Consider the following 17,182-nt stretch of genomic DNA (forward strand, 5'->3'; position numbering starts at 1 on the left):
ATCTGAAGTCAATGGAGTCGTTTTCGATGCCAATTTATGAATACCAATGTACAAGTTGCAATCATCATTTTGATTTAATGCAAAAAATCAGTGACGAGCCTGTAAAGCAGTGCCCTGTATGTTATCAAAATACTGTAATTAAGCTTATTTCTGCGGCTGGCTTTCAACTTAAGGGCAGCGGTTGGTATGCTACTGATTTTAAAAATAAAAACAGCAAACCCCAGGAAACAGCAAAAAATGACGATTCCGCTTCAACGGATAAAACAAAAGATACTTCCTCATCAAAAACTACACAAGATGGTGATACCAAGTGAAAACAATGTCATTAAGAAGCTACTTACTCACTGGCTTGGTAGTATGGTTACCTATACTTATAACCATAGGTGTGCTACGCTTTATTATTGAATTACTCGACAATACCTTGGCTTTAATTCCTAAAGCATATCAGCCTGAACAACTCATTGGACATTATATTCCAGGTCTGGGAGTTATCTTATCACTTATCATTCTACTCACTACTGGCATAATTGCTACCAATTATTTAGGACAACGGTTAGTAGCGTGGGGGGAGTCTATTCTTAGCAGAATTCCTCTGGTTCGCACAATTTATAAAACAGTAAAACAAGTAATTAATACAGTATTATCCACAAACAGTGAAGCCTTCCGTAAAGTGGTTTTAATAGAGTATCCCCGTAAAGGGTTATGGAGTATCGCCTTTCAGACAGGTTCAGCAAATGCTGTAATAAATAATAAAGTAAAGGATGACATGATATCTTTATTTATGCCGACCACTCCTAACCCCACATCAGGTTTTCTTATTATGCTTCCTAGAAGTGATGTAATGGAGTTAGATATGAGTATTGATGAGGCACTAAAACTTATAATTTCTTTAGGAGTAATGCCGCCACCATCAGAGGCAGCATTAGCAAATAATCTGTAAAATTTAAATAGGCGGTTTTTATATGCGTACACACTACTGTTTGGGCGTGGATGAGTCAAGTTTAGGCAAAGAGGTTACTGTATGTGGTTGGGTACATCATCGTCGCGATCATGGTGGTGTAATATTTCTCGATATTCGTGATAGTTCAGGTCTATTACAAGTAGTATATGAACCGGAAAATAAAATATCTTTTGCAGATGCAGAAAAACTACGCTCTGAGTTTGTTGTTCGAATTACTGGAATTGTACGTAAAAGACCTGATGGAATGATTAATGAAACCATGGCTACAGGCAAAGTCGAAGTGGTCGGTTCCAAATTGGAGATTCTTAATCAATCACCTACGCCGCCATTCTTACCCGACGATTTCCAAGTCGTAAATGAAGACCTACGTTATAAGTATCGTTATATCGATTTACGACGTCCTTCAATGAAGCATAAATTAGTTGTAAGACATCAGTTGAATCACTGTATTCGAAGTTATCTCAATCAACATAACTTTCTTGATATTGAGACACCAATGCTTACTAAGGCAACTCCAGAGGGAGCTCGTGATTACTTGGTACCCTCTAGGGTTCATCCTGGATCATTTTATGCCTTGCCTCAATCGCCGCAGCTGTTTAAACAACTATTAATGATTTCGGGTTTTGACAAGTATTATCAGATTGTTCGTTGTTTTCGTGATGAAGATTTACGTGCTGACAGGCAGCCAGAGTTTACGCAACTTGATATTGAAATGGCTTTTATTGATGAAGAAAATATTTTAAATCTTATTGAAGGTTTGTTAAAAGTAGTGTTTAAGCAAATTCTTAATGTGGATTTGCCTGAAAAGTTACATAGAATGTCTTATGCTGAAGCAATGCGACGATTTGGTAGTGATAAACCTGATTTACGTAATCCTTTAGAGCTGATTGATGTTGCAGACTTAGTTAAGGAATGTGATTTTAAAGTATTTTCTGCTGCCGCTAATGATTCAGAGTCCCGAGTGATCGCCTTGTGCCTGCCTGGTGGTTGTGATCTCAGCAGAAAAGATTTGGATGATTACGGTCGTTTTGCAGGTATTTATGGTGCTAAAGGTCTTGCCTACATTAAGGTAAATAATCTTGATGAAGGAATAGATGGTTTACAATCACCTATTTTAAAGTTTCTTTCTGCAGAAGCTGTACATGCAATTTTACAACGTACAAAGGCTCAATCGGGAGATGTAATTTTCTTTGGCTCCGATAAAAATCATATCGTTAACGAATCGATGGGTGCCTTAAGAATAAAATTGGGACATGATAGAAAACTACTGAAAGAGGGCTGGGAGTTATTATGGATTGTTGATTGGCCAATGTTTGAAATGGACCATGAGAGCAACAAATTAAATCCAATGCATCATCCTTTTACTTCTCCAAAAGATCTGTCACCAGAGAATTTACGTGCTTATCCAACACACACATTGGCGAAGGCTTATGATATAGTAATTAATGGTTATGAAATTGGTGGAGGGTCTATACGTATTCACCAATCAGATTTACAAAAAGCAGTTTTTGAGTTGCTCGGAATTAATGCGCAAGAAGCCCAAGAAAAGTTTGGTTTCTTGTTGGATGCCTTACAATATGGGGCACCTCCGCATGGTGGTATTGCCCTGGGTATTGATCGTTTAGCTATGTTACTTACAGATTCAACGTCAATTAGAGATGTGATTGCTTTTCCTAAAACTCAAACAGCATCATGTCTTTTAACGAGTGCGCCATCGCCTACGGGCAGCGCACAATTAACTGAATTGGGAATAAGACTTGCTCCAACTACTCAGACCAAATAACATATTAAAGCTTGGTAGAAATCTTGCTAACCTTATAAAAAAATCGTTTTCCCCTGCGAAGTCAAGGATTTTCTTTCCACTTGGTACTAAAGCCAATTTGGAAAAGGATCTGTGCATTCGCAGGAATGCTTCCTTCTTAGAGAAAATAAGCACATTGATTGTAAATCGAAGATATTGGGCGCTTTTATTTTTTATATTTTTTTGTTCTACTTTTGCTACAGCTGCTCCTGCTCCTGCTTCTGTAAAAAAACAGGCTACATTTACTGAATATTTAACTCAAGAAAAAATACATTTAACGACTGCCATTCAGGATGCAAAACAGCCAATACAGCTTAAAAGCGAGAAAGAGTTTAGTGCCAAAATGAAGCAAGTGTCAGCGATACTTTCAATGACAAGTGTTAAAATTGCCAGTTTAGAAAACTTTCTCGATCATCAAAGTAAAGAACAAAACATTTTAAATCAACGTTTAAAGCTGCTTCAACAGATGCCTATCGTCAAGGAAAATACAACCATTCCTGAGCGAGTAGAAAAAGTGGAGAATTTGCTGACTATTAACAAACAAACGACGGAACTCGTAATTGAAAATCTAAAGCTTGCCAAGGAATACCAAGATGCTATCAATGACGAAATAAAACATTTGGAATTGTGGCATTCAAACTTTGTACTGGAACAAAAACTCGTACAGATTAAATCATTAAAAGAGCAGCTCAATAAACGCTTAAATATACTTTATGAAAGCAATGGTACGACTCAACAACCGCTGAAAAAGTCCAAGTCATTAATACAGCTTACAGCAGCAGATCATGAAGCGATGTTATTGATTAATAATCAAAATATTGCGGCAATTCAAAACCATTTAAACGCTTTAAATATACAAAAAACTGTGGTTAAAGCAGATATTATTTATCTTAAAAATCCAGATACAAAAAATTTACAGCTCATTACGGATATTTATAAAGATGCATTAAGTCAATACGCTAAGGTTGAAAAGAATATTCGGCAAATTGAAAATTTTTTAGCCAATGAAACTAAACTTGTTGTAGCACCAAGTTTAAAGAGAGAAATAAGCTCTTTACAAAAAACATTGGCACAACAACTTAAAGAAGCGAGTATACAAAAACAACTTCTAGTCAAAAGTTTGTCTGATTATCAAGCCCAGCTCAAAAAATTGATATCCTCCCGACAAACCCTTGCCGATTACAATATCAGTAGCTGGCCAATTATTCTCAAGAAAATAGCAGCTATTCCAAGTTTGTTCTATAAATACATAAAGACATTAAGCGTAAAGGTTTATGACAGCTATTTATGGCTAAGTCCTTTATCCATGGTAATCTTATGGGGAGGATTTGCTTTTATTGCAATTTTTTTCTTTATGATAAGTCGTATATTAAAGATATTACGACGCGACAAAGAGCGATCACGATTAACAGGTTACCTATATGATGGAGTTCTCGTTTTAGTACAAAGAAATTTACCTTATTTATGTATCGCGACTATGTTATGGGCATTGCTTTACATAACTCATATTTCTTTTTCCAATTATCAGTTATTCTTTAAATTAATTGTGGTATGGTTTATTTTTAGAATTTTAATTTTAATAGCACGCTTGGTATTGCTAGAGCGCATCTCTGACTCATCGGGTAAGGACGTCAAACTTTATTACCGTTTAAAATGGCTATTACTATTCGGTGGCTGGACTACTGCCTTAATGAATGTTGGTCATTTACTCCCTTTATCGATACTTCTTCAAGATATATTTAATCGCTTATTTATGCTCTTTATTTTAACAATTTCTTTGGTGGCATGGAAAAGTAAAGATGTTATTCCTTATCTTCTAGGTCCTATGCTAAAGAGTCAAAAAGGATACGTCAAAAACGCTATTTCCTTGTTGGTTATTCTAATTCCTACAACATTGTTTACGACGGCCGTAATTGGGTTATTAGGATTTATTAGTTTGGCATGGAGCATGAGCCAATATCAGGCTTATGTATTACTCGTACTTGTAGGATATATTTTTGCCAGAGGTTTATTGTTTGATGCCCTGGAATTATTTTCTGAATTAATGATTTCTTCATTGCGAAATGGATGGTTATGGATAGAGGTCTTTTTAAAGCCATTAGATAAGATTTTAAGAGTCCTGCTGCTTTTAGCAAGTTTTCATGTTCTTTTCCAATTGTTTGGTTGGTATTCTGATTCATTAGTAATGGTCAGTTTGGGTAAGTTCGCACAATATACTGTTGTAAATATCCCAGGAATCCATATTACTGTTACAAGTACTATAGAATTTTTTATTCTGCTTGCAGTTTTTGTTTGGGCTTCTAAATGGACACGGGAATTTTGTTATCGCTAGGTATTTAAAAATGCTAAAGATGTAGGGATTCGTAATAGTCTTTCAGTTTTTAGTCAATATGCGATTGTTCTTTTAGGTGGTTTTGTTTCTCTCCATATACTTGGATTTGATTTTAGCGGTATGTCAATGATTATTGGAGGGCTTGCTGTAGGTATGGGATTTGGTTTGCGTGATTTTGCCAGTAATATTGTAGGTGGTTTGACGCTACTTGTTGAAAGACCCGTGCGTGAAGGTGATTTAGTGACCATTGGTGAGCATGAAGGACGAGTTGCTCATATTGGCATTCGTTCTATGAGAGTTTCTTCCTGGGACAATATGGAAGTTTTGATCCCCAATGCAGAAACTTTTAATAAACCATTTACTAACTGGACACATCAAGATGGTATTGTTAGAACAGTTATTCCTATAAAGGTTAGTCGCTCTGATGATGCTGTTATGGTTCAGCAACTTATACAGGATATCCTGGCTACAACTCCTGAAATCGTTACAGATCCACCTGCTCAAGTTTTCCTTAAGAAGATTGATGAAGCGTTACTTGAGTTTGAGGCTCGATATTTTATTAACGTTCAAGTACATACCCGTTTTGAAGTACGGTCTAAAGTATTGTTTGCTATTATGGCTCAGTTTAAAGCAGCAAATATTAAGCCACCTATTGAACCACTTGCAATTGAATTTAAAGAGGGAGAAGGTGATTTCACGATTAAAAAACAGACCACCACCGAAAACTGAAGCTGAACTGCTCGAGAGTTGTATCAGTCTTGCAGGCCTAAGTTTTGCACAATTAGGTCTGAACCTGGGTTTATTCATTCCATCTCATCCTAACCAACGAAAAGGATGGGTTGGTCAAGCAATTGAACTTGCTTTAGGCACTGATGCTCAGAATAAGTCATTACCTGATTTCCAGAACTTAGGTATAGAGCTAAAAACACTTCCTATAAATAAATCAGGAAGACCCGCCGAATCGACATTTATTACCTCTATTCCTTTGCTTACAATTCATCAACAGCAATGGAAATCATCGCAGTGTTATGCCAAATTAAAACGAGTTTTATGGATTCCTGTAGAAGGAGATAATGATATTCCTTATCTGCAAAGAAGAGTTGGACAAGGGTTTTTATGGTCACCTGATGAAGTGGAAGAAGGTATTTTAGAAGCAGATTGGAATTATTTATCATTTCAAATCAGTAGTGGACATCTTGAAACACTTAATGCGCAATCAGGCGAGTATTTGCAGGTGAGACCTAAGGCTGCTAGTGGAAAATCATTATGTTACGGTTATGATATTCATGGCAATAAAATCAAAACATTACCTCGTGGATTCTATTTAAGAAGTCGTTTTACTGCAAAAATTTTATCGTATTCTAAATAGAGGTTCGGCCGGGATCCTGATGAAAAGGACCGTTTATAAAAAATACCTGAGCTACATTAGCGTGAAAATATTCACTTATACATTTAAAACCCCGCTGGGTTACGCTATGCTAACCAAAGCGATTGGTTCAATTTATAGGTACAAACAGTACAGAATATGTCCTTATTTTGGATAAGAAAATGAAAATCTTTCATTTGATAATACTGATGTCTATTGGTTTTGCATGAGCTATACCTGCTTTAACACGCTTCCGTAAAATTTTTCTTCCAAACTCAGCAAAGATTAACAGCAAACCTGCCATTGCTCGACAAGTTGGTATAGTTAAGTCCAAAGCCTCAGTTAGTGAAATTAAACCAGCGAAACTCTATCAAAGTGAATTATTTAAAATCAAATAAATTAAAGCAATTGTTTATTTAGTTTGCATTTGCTGCTATCCGAATTAGAAAACCCGGATTACTTTGCAGCATCCGGGAATAGCAATTATTCTGATTTGGAATGTCCTAAACTAAGCGTGGAAGGCAACATATCTCGTATTTGCTCGACTGGTTGTTTTACTTTTGCCATTAAAAACTCTCTGAAATTGGCATCCGTAGCGAAGTAGCGAATTGCTCCTTCTACACCTTTATACACACCTACATCAAGCTCTCGTCGCTCCACACTTGCCTTCAAGTCTTGAAGACGATTGAGATCAACATTGGATTTAGGTGCTGAGAAGAGGGAATAAGCATAAGAGAAAGTACTCCAAATAGAGCTTTTAGTCTCCTCCGCTGCAGTTATTTTTTTCCATACCAATATAAACTCAGTTGGGCATAAGGGAGCCATTAATTTAATCATCCGTTGAATATTTGGATTGGAGAGTATTGCTGTATTATCCGTTGTTCCATCATATTCTGGTTGATTTTTTTTCAAGCACCAGTTGTAAATAATCTTCATTTCATCAAGTTGGTTATGGAAATCTGCCAGACTGAAATTTTGAAGAATATAGCCAGCAGCACCACAATAAAGAAACATACTTAGAAAATAATTAGCGAATTCAGGAATTGGTAAAAGAAATCCTGCAAGCCAGGTGCCACCCCAAGCGGTTAAACCAGTGCTCATTCCTTGGAAAAGATACATTAGATTTGCATTGTATTCGAAATCATTAATGTATTTTTTAAGTGCGGCTTGTTGTTCCTCATCATTTAAGTTAAATGGCTTTGAAGTTAATATTTTTAAAGCATTAGCTCGGTCTTTTTTTGCCCTTTCAACTGCAGTCATTCCATCAACAGTAAGTTTGCCCACGATACTCTCCTTGAAAATTACAATAAAAGTCTTATTCATCCTACCTGAAAAAATGGGATTTATGCTATTTCTTTTTATAAAAAATAATCTGAAATTAACCAAACCGTTTTTTGTCTGTTAGGATTTCAATGCTGATATTTGTCTACTCAAGATAACTACATCATTTTCATCATTATAAGAGCATCAACCATTAGTTGATGATATCGCTTCCATGCTATGTCAAGGGATTTTGATATAATTGTAAGTAACGAGTAGCTAGATGATATGAGGCATAATCAGTGATATGTCCAGAGTCGCGAAATACGGGTATACCATTAATATCTACGCTGCATTGACCTTTGAGACATTGCACCTTTTTAGGATCAATAATTATTAATTGAGTATATTTACTCTTTAGGCGTGAAAACAAATCATCCTGCCAATTAGACTCACCTTTAAAATTACATTCTTTGGAGTTATATTTTTTTCTTTGTTTTATATGGTTAAAAAAACAATCATAAGCATCATAACGTGCTTGAACTGTCTTTACTAAAACGGGTCTCGCTCCAGAGGTAATAATGATTCGCAATGCGCTGTCTAATGCTTTTTCAATTCGACTTTTAGTCAACTCAACGGACTCATTTTTGATGAGTTTCCCACTTAGATATCCTTCCCAGTTTTGCGCCAGGATTACAAAGTTATAGTGATTTTTCCTGATCATGTTGTAATACCGTTTAGTTTGCTCATGGCACGCTGTATAGACCTCTTTATTCCAATCGTATTGATAGATTCCTGGTAAAGAAAGGCATGCTGCAGTCGAATGAGTCTGAATAGATAAGTTGGCTTTTTGTGCAAGAACATCAATGAAACCCCATAAATGATTGGCATGAGAATCACCAAACAAAAAACCTATTTTGCTATTTGAGTTATTGGCACCAAGAACACATAGGGCGTTCACTTCAACGTTTTTTTCCTGGAGACACAAGGGCCTCTGTAGGTAGGCGTATCGTTTTAACTGCATGTTAATATTAGCCATTTCCTTAAAACGTTCAGGGTATCCTTCATATTTTTTGATTGCGTAGTCACTCGCGTGGGTTAAGAGAATAGGAAATATGAGTAAATAAGTTAAGCTATAGCCAAATTTCAGTTTGTGAAACTTGCGTGTTGGCTTTTCAATAAATCGCCAAGAAAAATAAGAGATAATAAAAATCAAAGTAAATGTACATAATAAAACGGGGACTGTTTCTTCAATTTGCAAATAGCGAAGAAATGCCAATACAGGCCAATGCCAAATATATAACGAGTATGAAAGCAGCCCTATTCCGACTATAGGCCTCATGGAAAGCAGTCGGATTAGAATTGATTGAGGATGATATTTTCCCGAAATTATAAGTGCGGCTGTTGCACAACACAAAACAACAGCATATCCGTTAGGAAAACCTACATTAATATTTTCATGCGTTGCTATATAAAATAAGGTTAAAATAGCAACAGCGCTTAGCAAATCTAAAAAAAATTTATTTAATGAAAGTCGATTTTGACTAAATACAATGCATGAACCGATTAAAAACTCAAAAAACCGGCTTGATAAATGATAGTAGTTTTTTGCTGGTTCCTTTGCAGAAAAGAATAAAGCTAAAACTAAAAAAAACAGAGTAAGTAAGTAGATGATTTTTGCAGTATATTTTTTATTAATTCGACAAAGGCAGTAAATCATTGCAGGCAAAATTAAATAGCATTGCCATTCTATAGATAACGACCAAGAATGTAATAAAGGTAATTGGCTTATATTTGGTGAAAAATAACCTTTTGTTATGCGTTCAAAAAAAGTATTTGAAATAAAAAAAGAGGCTTTACGAGCACTTTTAGAATATTGAATCAAATCTTCAGGCAAATAAAAAATTAAAGTAAAAAGAATGGTGCTCACTATCAAACAAATCAATACTGGCTGTAAGCGCCACAATCTTCGACTATAAAAATCAATAAAAGAAAAACGATTGTCTTGTAATGAATTATGAATAATATTAGTGATTAAAAATCCGGAAATAACAAAAAATACATCAACGCCGATAAATCCTGAGGGAAATAATTTGAATCCTGCATGAAAAAATAAAACAAATAAAATAGCAACAGCTCTCAAACCATCAATATCTGGCCTATACTCATTCTTCAATATATATCCACTCATTTATTACATTGGTGCTGCTGCTTATTGGTTTTGGCAACTGTTATCTCCCAATCAGGACCTGAGCCAATCGCGTGAACCTTAGTAAAATCACCTTGATTTCTTGCTATTGACAAATGAAGCAAACTATTTAAATAAAGTAAGTCCGAACCTTTCAGAACTTCACCAAAAGTTTTTTTATAAGGCAATAGACCCTCAAATTTATCATGCTTATTGTAATAGATTTTTACCTTATAACATTCATTAGCCTTAAAATTATATTTTTCTAGCAATTGTTTATCAATGTTAGTCCAAACGTTTCCATATTGAGAATCAAGAATGACTATTGTGCCACGCAATATATTATTTTCGATGACAGCCTTTTGGTAAGGAATCTTTACTATAGGTTCATTAAGTTTAGGCCCTACCTCTTCAAATGAAATTTGACCCGAAGCGAGTTTGGCTGCAGTATAACCATACACATCTCTCCCAAAAAAGGTATATGATGAACTTGATTCTTTTAAACGGTTCTTGTTTTCATCAATTTCACGGACTTCTTTGATTCCAAATGCATCATCCACCATGGTCAACGTTCCATTATCTGGAGTTACAAAATATTGACCATTATTTGTTAAAGCAACTACAGATCGCCGTTTGGTTCCAACACCAGGATCAACGACACTTACAAATACAGAGTTTTTGGGCCAATACGGGGCTGTTTGGTAAAGGCGGTATGATGCTTCCCAAATATTATAAGCGGGTATGTGATGAGTTAAATCTGAAATTATCAGAGAAGGATCAACAGTGTACATTACTCCTTTTACCTCACTTACGGCTCCATCTCGCATGCCAAAATCGCTTTGGAATACAATAATGCCTGATTTTGCCCAACTCATTGATGAACAAAAAACTAGAATCAGTAAAAAAATAATTAAATTGGAGGATAGATTATTTATTTTGATCATTGATGTATGCATTTATTTTTCATAGGCATCATAATAAAACAGCTAATCCATTACGGTCCATACCTAAAACTTATTTTGTTTCCCTTTTTATATAAGTTATTAGCACAGGTAAACTAATAGCTGTATTCGAAGCTTATGTAAATCAATATTGCTGGCTAATCAAAAAAAATTTCATTATCAGGAGTTGCCTTCGGACCTTTAGTTTTATAATGTTTGAAAACGGGTAGTGAATTTAGTTACTGCCTTAATTTCTGTTATCATTGATGTGTTTGTCTTTACCCATAATAAAAAATACAAGTGCTTTAAATTTATAAAGAATCGATTTTATTTGACAAATCAACTGATTATAACTATCTTTGAATTGTGCAATGCAACATAAGGAGATGCTAATGAAAAACGAATTTTTTGAGCAAAAAATGTTTAACAATTTTGAAGCTCCAATGCAAAAACTAATGGAGCTCAATGTTAAAATGATGCAAAACCTATCTTTAATGAAGCCAATGGATTTATTAAGCCTAAAGAAACCAGAAGATATTTTTGAGAGAAATATGGAACTATTTATCCAAAATAGTCATATGACTCTAAATTATATGAGGGAAACGTTCAATATTCTTGAGCATCATTGGTTCAATGTTTCTCGAAATATGGATCAAAATACTAAAAAAGCAATAAATGAAGCTTCATCTTCCATGAAAAAAAGCATAAAAACAACTGCTAAGACTGTAGCTAAAAAAGCTACTTCTTCTGCAAAAAAAGCGGGTTCCGCAGCTAAAAAAGTCGCATCTTCTGCAAAAAAAGCTTCGCCTGCGCCTAAAAAAGCATCTTCACCTGCGAAAAAGGCAAGTGCCAAAAAAAATACTAAGGCTGCTGCGCCAAAGACAAACTTTAAACAAGCAGCTAAAAGTACTCCAGCTAAATCAACTGTAATGCATGCCAAAGTAACAACAAATCAAAATGCACCAAAAATGACTGCTGAGAGCCCTATGCCAAAGGTAGGTAGCATGGCTGAAAAAAGCGGAGTTAAAGATCTTGGCATTCAAAATATAAATAAAAGTAATTCCATGCCAAACTAAATTCCAGATGAACAACAGTTGAACCTAAAGAGCCCCCACGTCAGCGGAGGCTCTTTGGTATTAAGAAATTGACTTTATAAATTATTTGTTACCACATTTAGAGTTTTTTCTAATATCTTGCGTTTAGATTTCGTATTTAAAATATTTAATAAAAAATGTTTTTGTAAATTTAGGATTTTTGATATTTTCTCTGATAAATTCTGTTTCAAAACCACATTTTTATAAAAATCGGGTGCTTGGAATACACATGTTTACTATGTTAACTCATTATTTACGATAATATGTTCGGATTAAGATTAGGTAACATCGTTTGCAGTTCTTTTGCCAGGGAGTATAGCTGCAAGTCATTCCCTTGAGCAGCCCCCAATTGTATTGATACTGGAAATTGATGATGCATCATAATAGGAAGAGTCATTGCCGGTAGGCCAGCTTGATTAAATATTGAAGTAAATGGAGAAAACTCTACATTTTTCTGCAAGTAGTTCTCAAATTCGTCATCAGTTCTTAATTCATTTATAAATAAAGGAAGCTGAGCTAGAGCCGGGGTTAATATGATATCATTTTGATTTAGCAAGTGATGTAATGGTTGAGTAAGCTGATATAAATTGTTTTTTGCAATGAGATATTCATAAGAAGAAATAGTTTGTCCACGCTGATAAAATTCCCAGGTAACTGGTTCGAGCTCATCACGCATTGCTTTTCTTCCTAATTGAGTTTCTTGAAGTTTAATCGTTGTATATGTATTTGCTGAAATAAGAGTAATCACGCAATCACCAATAGCATTAATATCCAACGCTAAATATTTCTTCTTAATTGTATGGCCGGCTTTTTCTAATAGCTCTTTAACTTTACTTACTGCCTCAAGGCAAGGAATTGCAATAGGTACTGATGCAAAAACGCCCTCTAAGCAAAGAATATTCAATGACTTTTTATCAGCGGGAAGAGGGCGCACACGGAATTGATCTGCTAATTGATTGAATAATGCTTCTGAATCTCTAAGCGAACGTGTTAAGACAAAATTTACTGCTAAACCAGACCATAATTCATTAGTCAAAGGGCCTGTTGGTGTTAAACCTGTGGTCGGTTTAAATCCCAATAAGCCGCAACACGCAGCAGGTATTCTAATGGAACCACCTCCATCGCTTGCCGTGGCAACAGGAGTAATACCCGCTGCAACTGCAGCTGCCGAACCGCCTGAAGAGCCGCCAGAAGTTCTATTGGGATCATAAGGATTACGGCATGGACCCAATAAAACAGATTCAGTAACATAAGAAAGACCCAGCTCTGGTGTATTCGTTTTCGCAATAGGTATAAAACCCAATGAAATCATTTTACTCACGAAATCACTAGTAAATGGAGCAACGTTAGTAGCAAAAAAGCGTGATCCTTCCGTACTGCGGATTCCTGTAATGGAATGTCCTAAGTCTTTAATTAATAAAGGAACGCCATAGTAAGGCTCATTACCACTCAGTTTTTTTAGGCATTTTTTTGCGAAATCAGAACAGTCAGTAACAATCGCATTGAGGGTAGGATTGACTTCATGTAAGCGTGAAAGAGCACAATCCATGGCTTCAACAGGGCTAATTTCACCTGTTTTGATCCTTGTTGCCAATTCAATTGTATCGCACTGAAGATATTCTTTTAATAACATTAAGTACCTGCATGCATTGAAAATCCAGGAACAATAAAAATTGCCCCCGGATTGATGTTATAAATAACTCATTCTTCATGACATTTTTTAAATTTTTCTGCCATTTTTTCTTCCTTCTTTTTCATTTTGTTTTGTAGTTCTGTTTTTTGCTCTGGATTAAGGACTGCATAAATTTGATTTTTTGCTTCTATCTTGGCTTTAATCATATCACCCATGAGCTTTGTTTTTTTATCAATTAAGTCGTCAACTGTTGATTGGTCCATAGATGCCGATTCAGCTTGTTGATGGAGTTGTTTACTTAAATCTCTCATCTGTTCTCCATTATTTTTCATTGTCGCTTTAAGTTTTTCTAAAATCGGTTTTATTTTAGATTTCTGGCTTTCATCAAGTTTTAGCGACTCAACCATGTTTTTTAGTCTTTCTTTACATTCTCCTGAATGTGCTAAAACTACTGGACTGAGTGCCAACGCAAATGCAAATACAGCAGTCTGTACCATTTTTTTATACATGATATTTCCTTTCCTTAGTTAGTGTTAAAATCATAATTTAGTATAGATGGTCTAGACGATTTTTGTGAAAAAAATATTTTATATACACAACAAGTGGATAGGGCATGGGCAGGTATTTACTACCCCCTTCATTTTTCAAATAAGCTCCATTCCCTTAGAATAGTTGCGATAACAATGGAATAAATAAGGAAATTAAAATTGCATAGAACGCCAAAAAATCTTTTCACATACAGTTCATTAATAATATCGGTTATTTTTTTTCAAAGCTCGTTTTCCTGCAACATAGATCCTGTTAATTTGCAGGTAACACAATATATTGATAAAAGCTGGAATCGATTGACCCGTGACAACTGGATTCAATCCAGTGTTGATCCAAAATTATTAACTGATGAATTTATTGTATACCTACCTGAATCAGAACTAATCGAAAAAATTAAAGAAAACAATATAAAATTAGTCAACAAAGTTAACTTTGAATATTTACCAAAAAATTATGCTCACATAAAAAAGCATGGATTGCTTTATTTACCTCATCCCTATGTGGTTCCTGGTGGACGATTTAATGAAATGTATGCTTGGGATAGTTTTTTTATTGAGTTAGGATTACTAGAAAGCAATCGATTAAATCTTGCAAAAAATATGGTAGATAACTTAATTTATGAGGTCGTTAATTATGGGATCGTTTTAAATGCCAATCGCACTTATTATTTAGGACGTACACAACCTCCCGTGTTAACTGAAATGATACTCGCTTACTATAACAAGGATCCTGATAAACTTTGGTTAAAATCCACTTTACCAGCCATTGAAAAATTATATCATCATTGGACATCCCCACCTCGTGCAATTCCACATATTGGGTTATCACGATATTACTCAGGTGGGGCAGGGCAAACCCCTGAGGAATCACCTATCTATTATGCAAAAGTGATAAACTATTTTAGAACACATTATATAAGTGATTATGATAAAGCTCTTTTTTATGACCCACAAAACAATAAATTAACACCTCTTTTTTATGTTGCGGATCGTACAATTCGGGAATCAGGTTTTGATATTACAGCCAAATATGGTCCATTTGGCGCCGGGATATTGGATTTTGCACCAGTAGATTTAAATGTTTTGCTGTATCAAATGGAGCGTGATACACAAAAAATCTACAAAATCCTGGGTAAAGATAACGAAGCCATAAAATGGCAGGCTCGCGCCGAAATGCGCGCTAAATATATAAATCAATATTTATGGGATGAATCAACTGGTTATTATTTAGATTATGACTTCAAAAAGAAAAAACGTAAATATTATCCCTTTGCTACCACTTTTTATCCTTTGTGGGCTGGAATCGCCTCTAAGGAACAAGCTGCCGCAGTAGTAAAACATATACCGGATTTATTAATGAAAGGTGGTATTGTTACAAGCATTAATAATTCCGGACTGCAATGGGATGCTCCCTTTGGATGGGCTCCATTGCAATATTTTGCAGTTTTGGGGCTTGAACGATATGGCTATAAAAGATTTGCAATTGAAGTGGCTGCTAAATTTATTAACACAGTAAATAGAGGATTTCAAAGAAATCACGCTATTTTTGAAAAATATGATGTGAGTACAATAAGCACTCGCACCGATAATAAAATTAAATACAGTTATGCTACCAATGAAATTGGTTTTGGTTGGACCAATGGTGTTTATTTAATTTTTATCAAATTTCTTGAACAATATGACAATGAGTTCAATTCGAGTGGATGTCATGTGTAATACACGGAAATAGAAGTAAAATATCGTTCACTTTATAAACATTTTAATAATGTGAACGATAGTTCATTTACAAAATATCTATGCTTCTACAACGCCTAAATTTGCGTTATCTACAGTATATGAGTGAGCACCTGTTCCAGCAAACCTGCCTTTATCCACAATAAGGTATACATCACGAATAGGGCGTCCTTCTAGCCAACACTCCAAAATTTCACGTGTCCCTGCAGCATAACGCGCTTGCGCGGACAGAGAACTTCCAGAAACATGCGGGGTCATACCATGATGAGGCATTGTTCGCCACGGATGGTCTTTAGGTGCAGGTTGTGGAAACCATACATCACCTGCATAGCCAGCAAGTTGACCCTTTTCACAGGCATTCACCACTGCTTCGCGATTACATATTTTTCCTCGAGCAGTATTGATTAAATAAGATCCGCGGTTCATTTTATTAATCAAGTGCTCGTCAAATAAATTTTCAGTTTCAGGTGTTAAAGGGCAGTTAATAGTTACTACATCGCACGCTTGGACCAGAGATTCAACATGATTATGAAAAACAAGGCCTAACTCTTTTTCGGTTTTCTCCGGTAATCGATGACGATCGGTATAATGCAGCTTAACATCAAAAGGCTTTAAGCGTTTCATGACTGCCAAGCCAATACGTCCACACGCGACGGAACCTACCGTCATTCCTTCCAGATCGTATGAGCGCACAACACAGTCAGCGATATTCCATCCTTTTTGAATAACCCATTGATTCGATGGCAAATAATTACGTACCAAAGAGAGGATCATCATGACCACATGCTCAGCGACACTGATACTGTTTGAATAGGTTACTTCAGCGACTGTAATGTTATTTTCTTTTGCTGCTTGCAAGTCCACATGATCAGAACCAATACCCGCTGTAATTACCAATTTCAATTTTTTTGCTTTAGCAATTCGTTCAGGGGTTAAATAAGCCGGCCAAAAAGGTTGGGAAATGATAACATCAGCATCAAGTAATTCTTTTTCAAAAACAGAATTTGGACCTTCCTTATCTGAAGTCACCACAAATTGGTGTCCTTGTGCTTCAAGAAATTGACGTAAACCCAACTCACCAGATACTGAACCAAGCAAAGTACCTGGTTTAAAATCAAGATATCTCGGTGTAGGTGCATTTTGTCCATCAGGGTAGTGTTCTATTTTGGGAAGTGTATCCCGTGCATAGTACTTGGGATACCCATTAATTGGATCATCATAGAGAATGCAAAGAACTTTAGCCATGCATTTTTCCTTAAATAAAATGGTTAAATTGAATTTCAACGTCCAAGTTTCTAGCACGAACAAGTGACACAGATGATAG

At 35.5% G+C, this 17,182-nt stretch carries 13 protein-coding genes and 1 pseudogene; 7 read left to right on the plus strand and 7 right to left on the minus strand.

Annotated features, from left to right (window positions below; translation table 11 throughout):
* The first annotated feature begins 26 nt into the window (after window positions 1-26).
* From Ltuc_RS05560 to mutH, 5 genes and pseudogenes are all read left to right on the plus strand, one after another.
* Window positions 27-314, plus strand: coding sequence for an FmdB family zinc ribbon protein (locus tag Ltuc_RS05560; RefSeq protein ID WP_058520312.1), 288 nt, complete (start codon window positions 27-29; stop codon window positions 312-314).
* Window positions 311-940 carry a DUF502 domain-containing protein gene (locus tag Ltuc_RS05565; RefSeq protein WP_058520313.1) on the plus strand — a complete coding sequence of 210 codons (630 nt, stop codon included), beginning with the start codon at window positions 311-313 and terminating at the stop codon, window positions 938-940. Before Ltuc_RS05560 ends, Ltuc_RS05565 begins: the two co-directional genes overlap by 4 nt.
* Before the next feature lie 22 nt (window positions 941-962).
* Entirely contained in the window at window positions 963-2,744 is a 1,782-nt protein-coding gene (gene aspS, locus Ltuc_RS05570) for an aspartate--tRNA ligase (protein ID WP_058520314.1), read from the plus strand.
* Between the two features lie 145 nt (window positions 2,745-2,889).
* Window positions 2,890-5,823 (plus strand): annotated as a pseudogene (locus tag Ltuc_RS05575) (mechanosensitive ion channel domain-containing protein).
* Window positions 5,783-6,463 (plus strand): DNA mismatch repair endonuclease MutH, encoded by a 681-nt coding sequence (gene mutH, locus Ltuc_RS05580; RefSeq protein ID WP_058520315.1) that lies wholly within the window; start codon window positions 5,783-5,785, stop codon window positions 6,461-6,463. The pseudogene Ltuc_RS05575 and the gene mutH overlap by 41 nt, the downstream one beginning before the upstream one ends.
* Before the next feature lie 190 nt (window positions 6,464-6,653).
* Here the strand turns inward: mutH and Ltuc_RS14945 are convergent, their stop codons facing one another.
* From Ltuc_RS14945 to Ltuc_RS05595, 4 genes are all read right to left on the minus strand, one after another.
* Window positions 6,654-6,812, minus strand: a complete 159-nt coding sequence (locus Ltuc_RS14945) for a recombinase family protein (RefSeq protein WP_274519410.1) — start codon at window positions 6,810-6,812, stop codon at window positions 6,654-6,656.
* 131 nt (window positions 6,813-6,943) lie between these two features.
* The gene (locus Ltuc_RS05585) at window positions 6,944-7,744 is read right to left on the minus strand and encodes a hypothetical protein (RefSeq protein WP_058520316.1); all 801 of its coding nucleotides are present in this window, start codon (window positions 7,742-7,744) and stop codon (window positions 6,944-6,946) included.
* Window positions 7,745-7,958: 214 nt separating this feature from the next.
* Window positions 7,959-9,911, minus strand: coding sequence for an acyltransferase family protein (locus Ltuc_RS05590; RefSeq protein WP_058520317.1), 1,953 nt, complete (start codon window positions 9,909-9,911; stop codon window positions 7,959-7,961).
* A complete protein-coding gene (locus Ltuc_RS05595) occupies window positions 9,908-10,864 on the minus strand; it encodes an SAM hydrolase/SAM-dependent halogenase family protein (protein WP_238584073.1) in 957 nt (318 codons plus the stop codon). Before Ltuc_RS05595 ends, Ltuc_RS05590 begins: the two co-directional genes overlap by 4 nt.
* Before the next feature lie 377 nt (window positions 10,865-11,241).
* Here Ltuc_RS05595 and Ltuc_RS05600 point away from each other — a divergent pair, with 377 nt between their 5' ends.
* Entirely contained in the window at window positions 11,242-11,925 is a 684-nt protein-coding gene (locus tag Ltuc_RS05600) for a hypothetical protein (RefSeq protein WP_058520318.1), read from the plus strand.
* Between the two features lie 271 nt (window positions 11,926-12,196).
* Here Ltuc_RS05600 and Ltuc_RS05605 read toward each other — a convergent pair whose 3' ends face one another.
* Both Ltuc_RS05605 and Ltuc_RS05610 read right to left on the minus strand, forming a co-directional pair.
* Window positions 12,197-13,576: an amidase gene (locus Ltuc_RS05605; RefSeq protein ID WP_058520319.1), complete on the minus strand. Its 1,380-nt coding sequence runs from the start codon at window positions 13,574-13,576 to the stop codon at window positions 12,197-12,199.
* Between the two features lie 68 nt (window positions 13,577-13,644).
* Window positions 13,645-14,085, minus strand: coding sequence for a Spy/CpxP family protein refolding chaperone (locus tag Ltuc_RS05610; protein WP_058520320.1), 441 nt, complete (start codon window positions 14,083-14,085; stop codon window positions 13,645-13,647).
* 297 nt (window positions 14,086-14,382) lie between these two features.
* Here Ltuc_RS05610 and Ltuc_RS05615 point away from each other — a divergent pair, with 297 nt between their 5' ends.
* On the plus strand, window positions 14,383-15,840 hold the full coding sequence (locus Ltuc_RS05615) for an alpha,alpha-trehalase (RefSeq protein ID WP_238584074.1): 1,458 nt from the start codon (window positions 14,383-14,385) through the stop codon (window positions 15,838-15,840).
* A 78-nt stretch (window positions 15,841-15,918) separates the two neighbouring features.
* Here the strand turns inward: Ltuc_RS05615 and Ltuc_RS05620 are convergent, their stop codons facing one another.
* Entirely contained in the window at window positions 15,919-17,103 is a 1,185-nt protein-coding gene (locus Ltuc_RS05620; protein WP_058520322.1) for an NAD-dependent formate dehydrogenase, read from the minus strand.
* Window positions 17,104-17,182: the final 79 nt, after the last annotated feature.

Origin of the sequence: Legionella tucsonensis, assembly GCF_001468035.1 — a bacterium.
Taxonomy (GTDB): domain Bacteria; phylum Pseudomonadota; class Gammaproteobacteria; order Legionellales; family Legionellaceae; genus Legionella; species Legionella tucsonensis.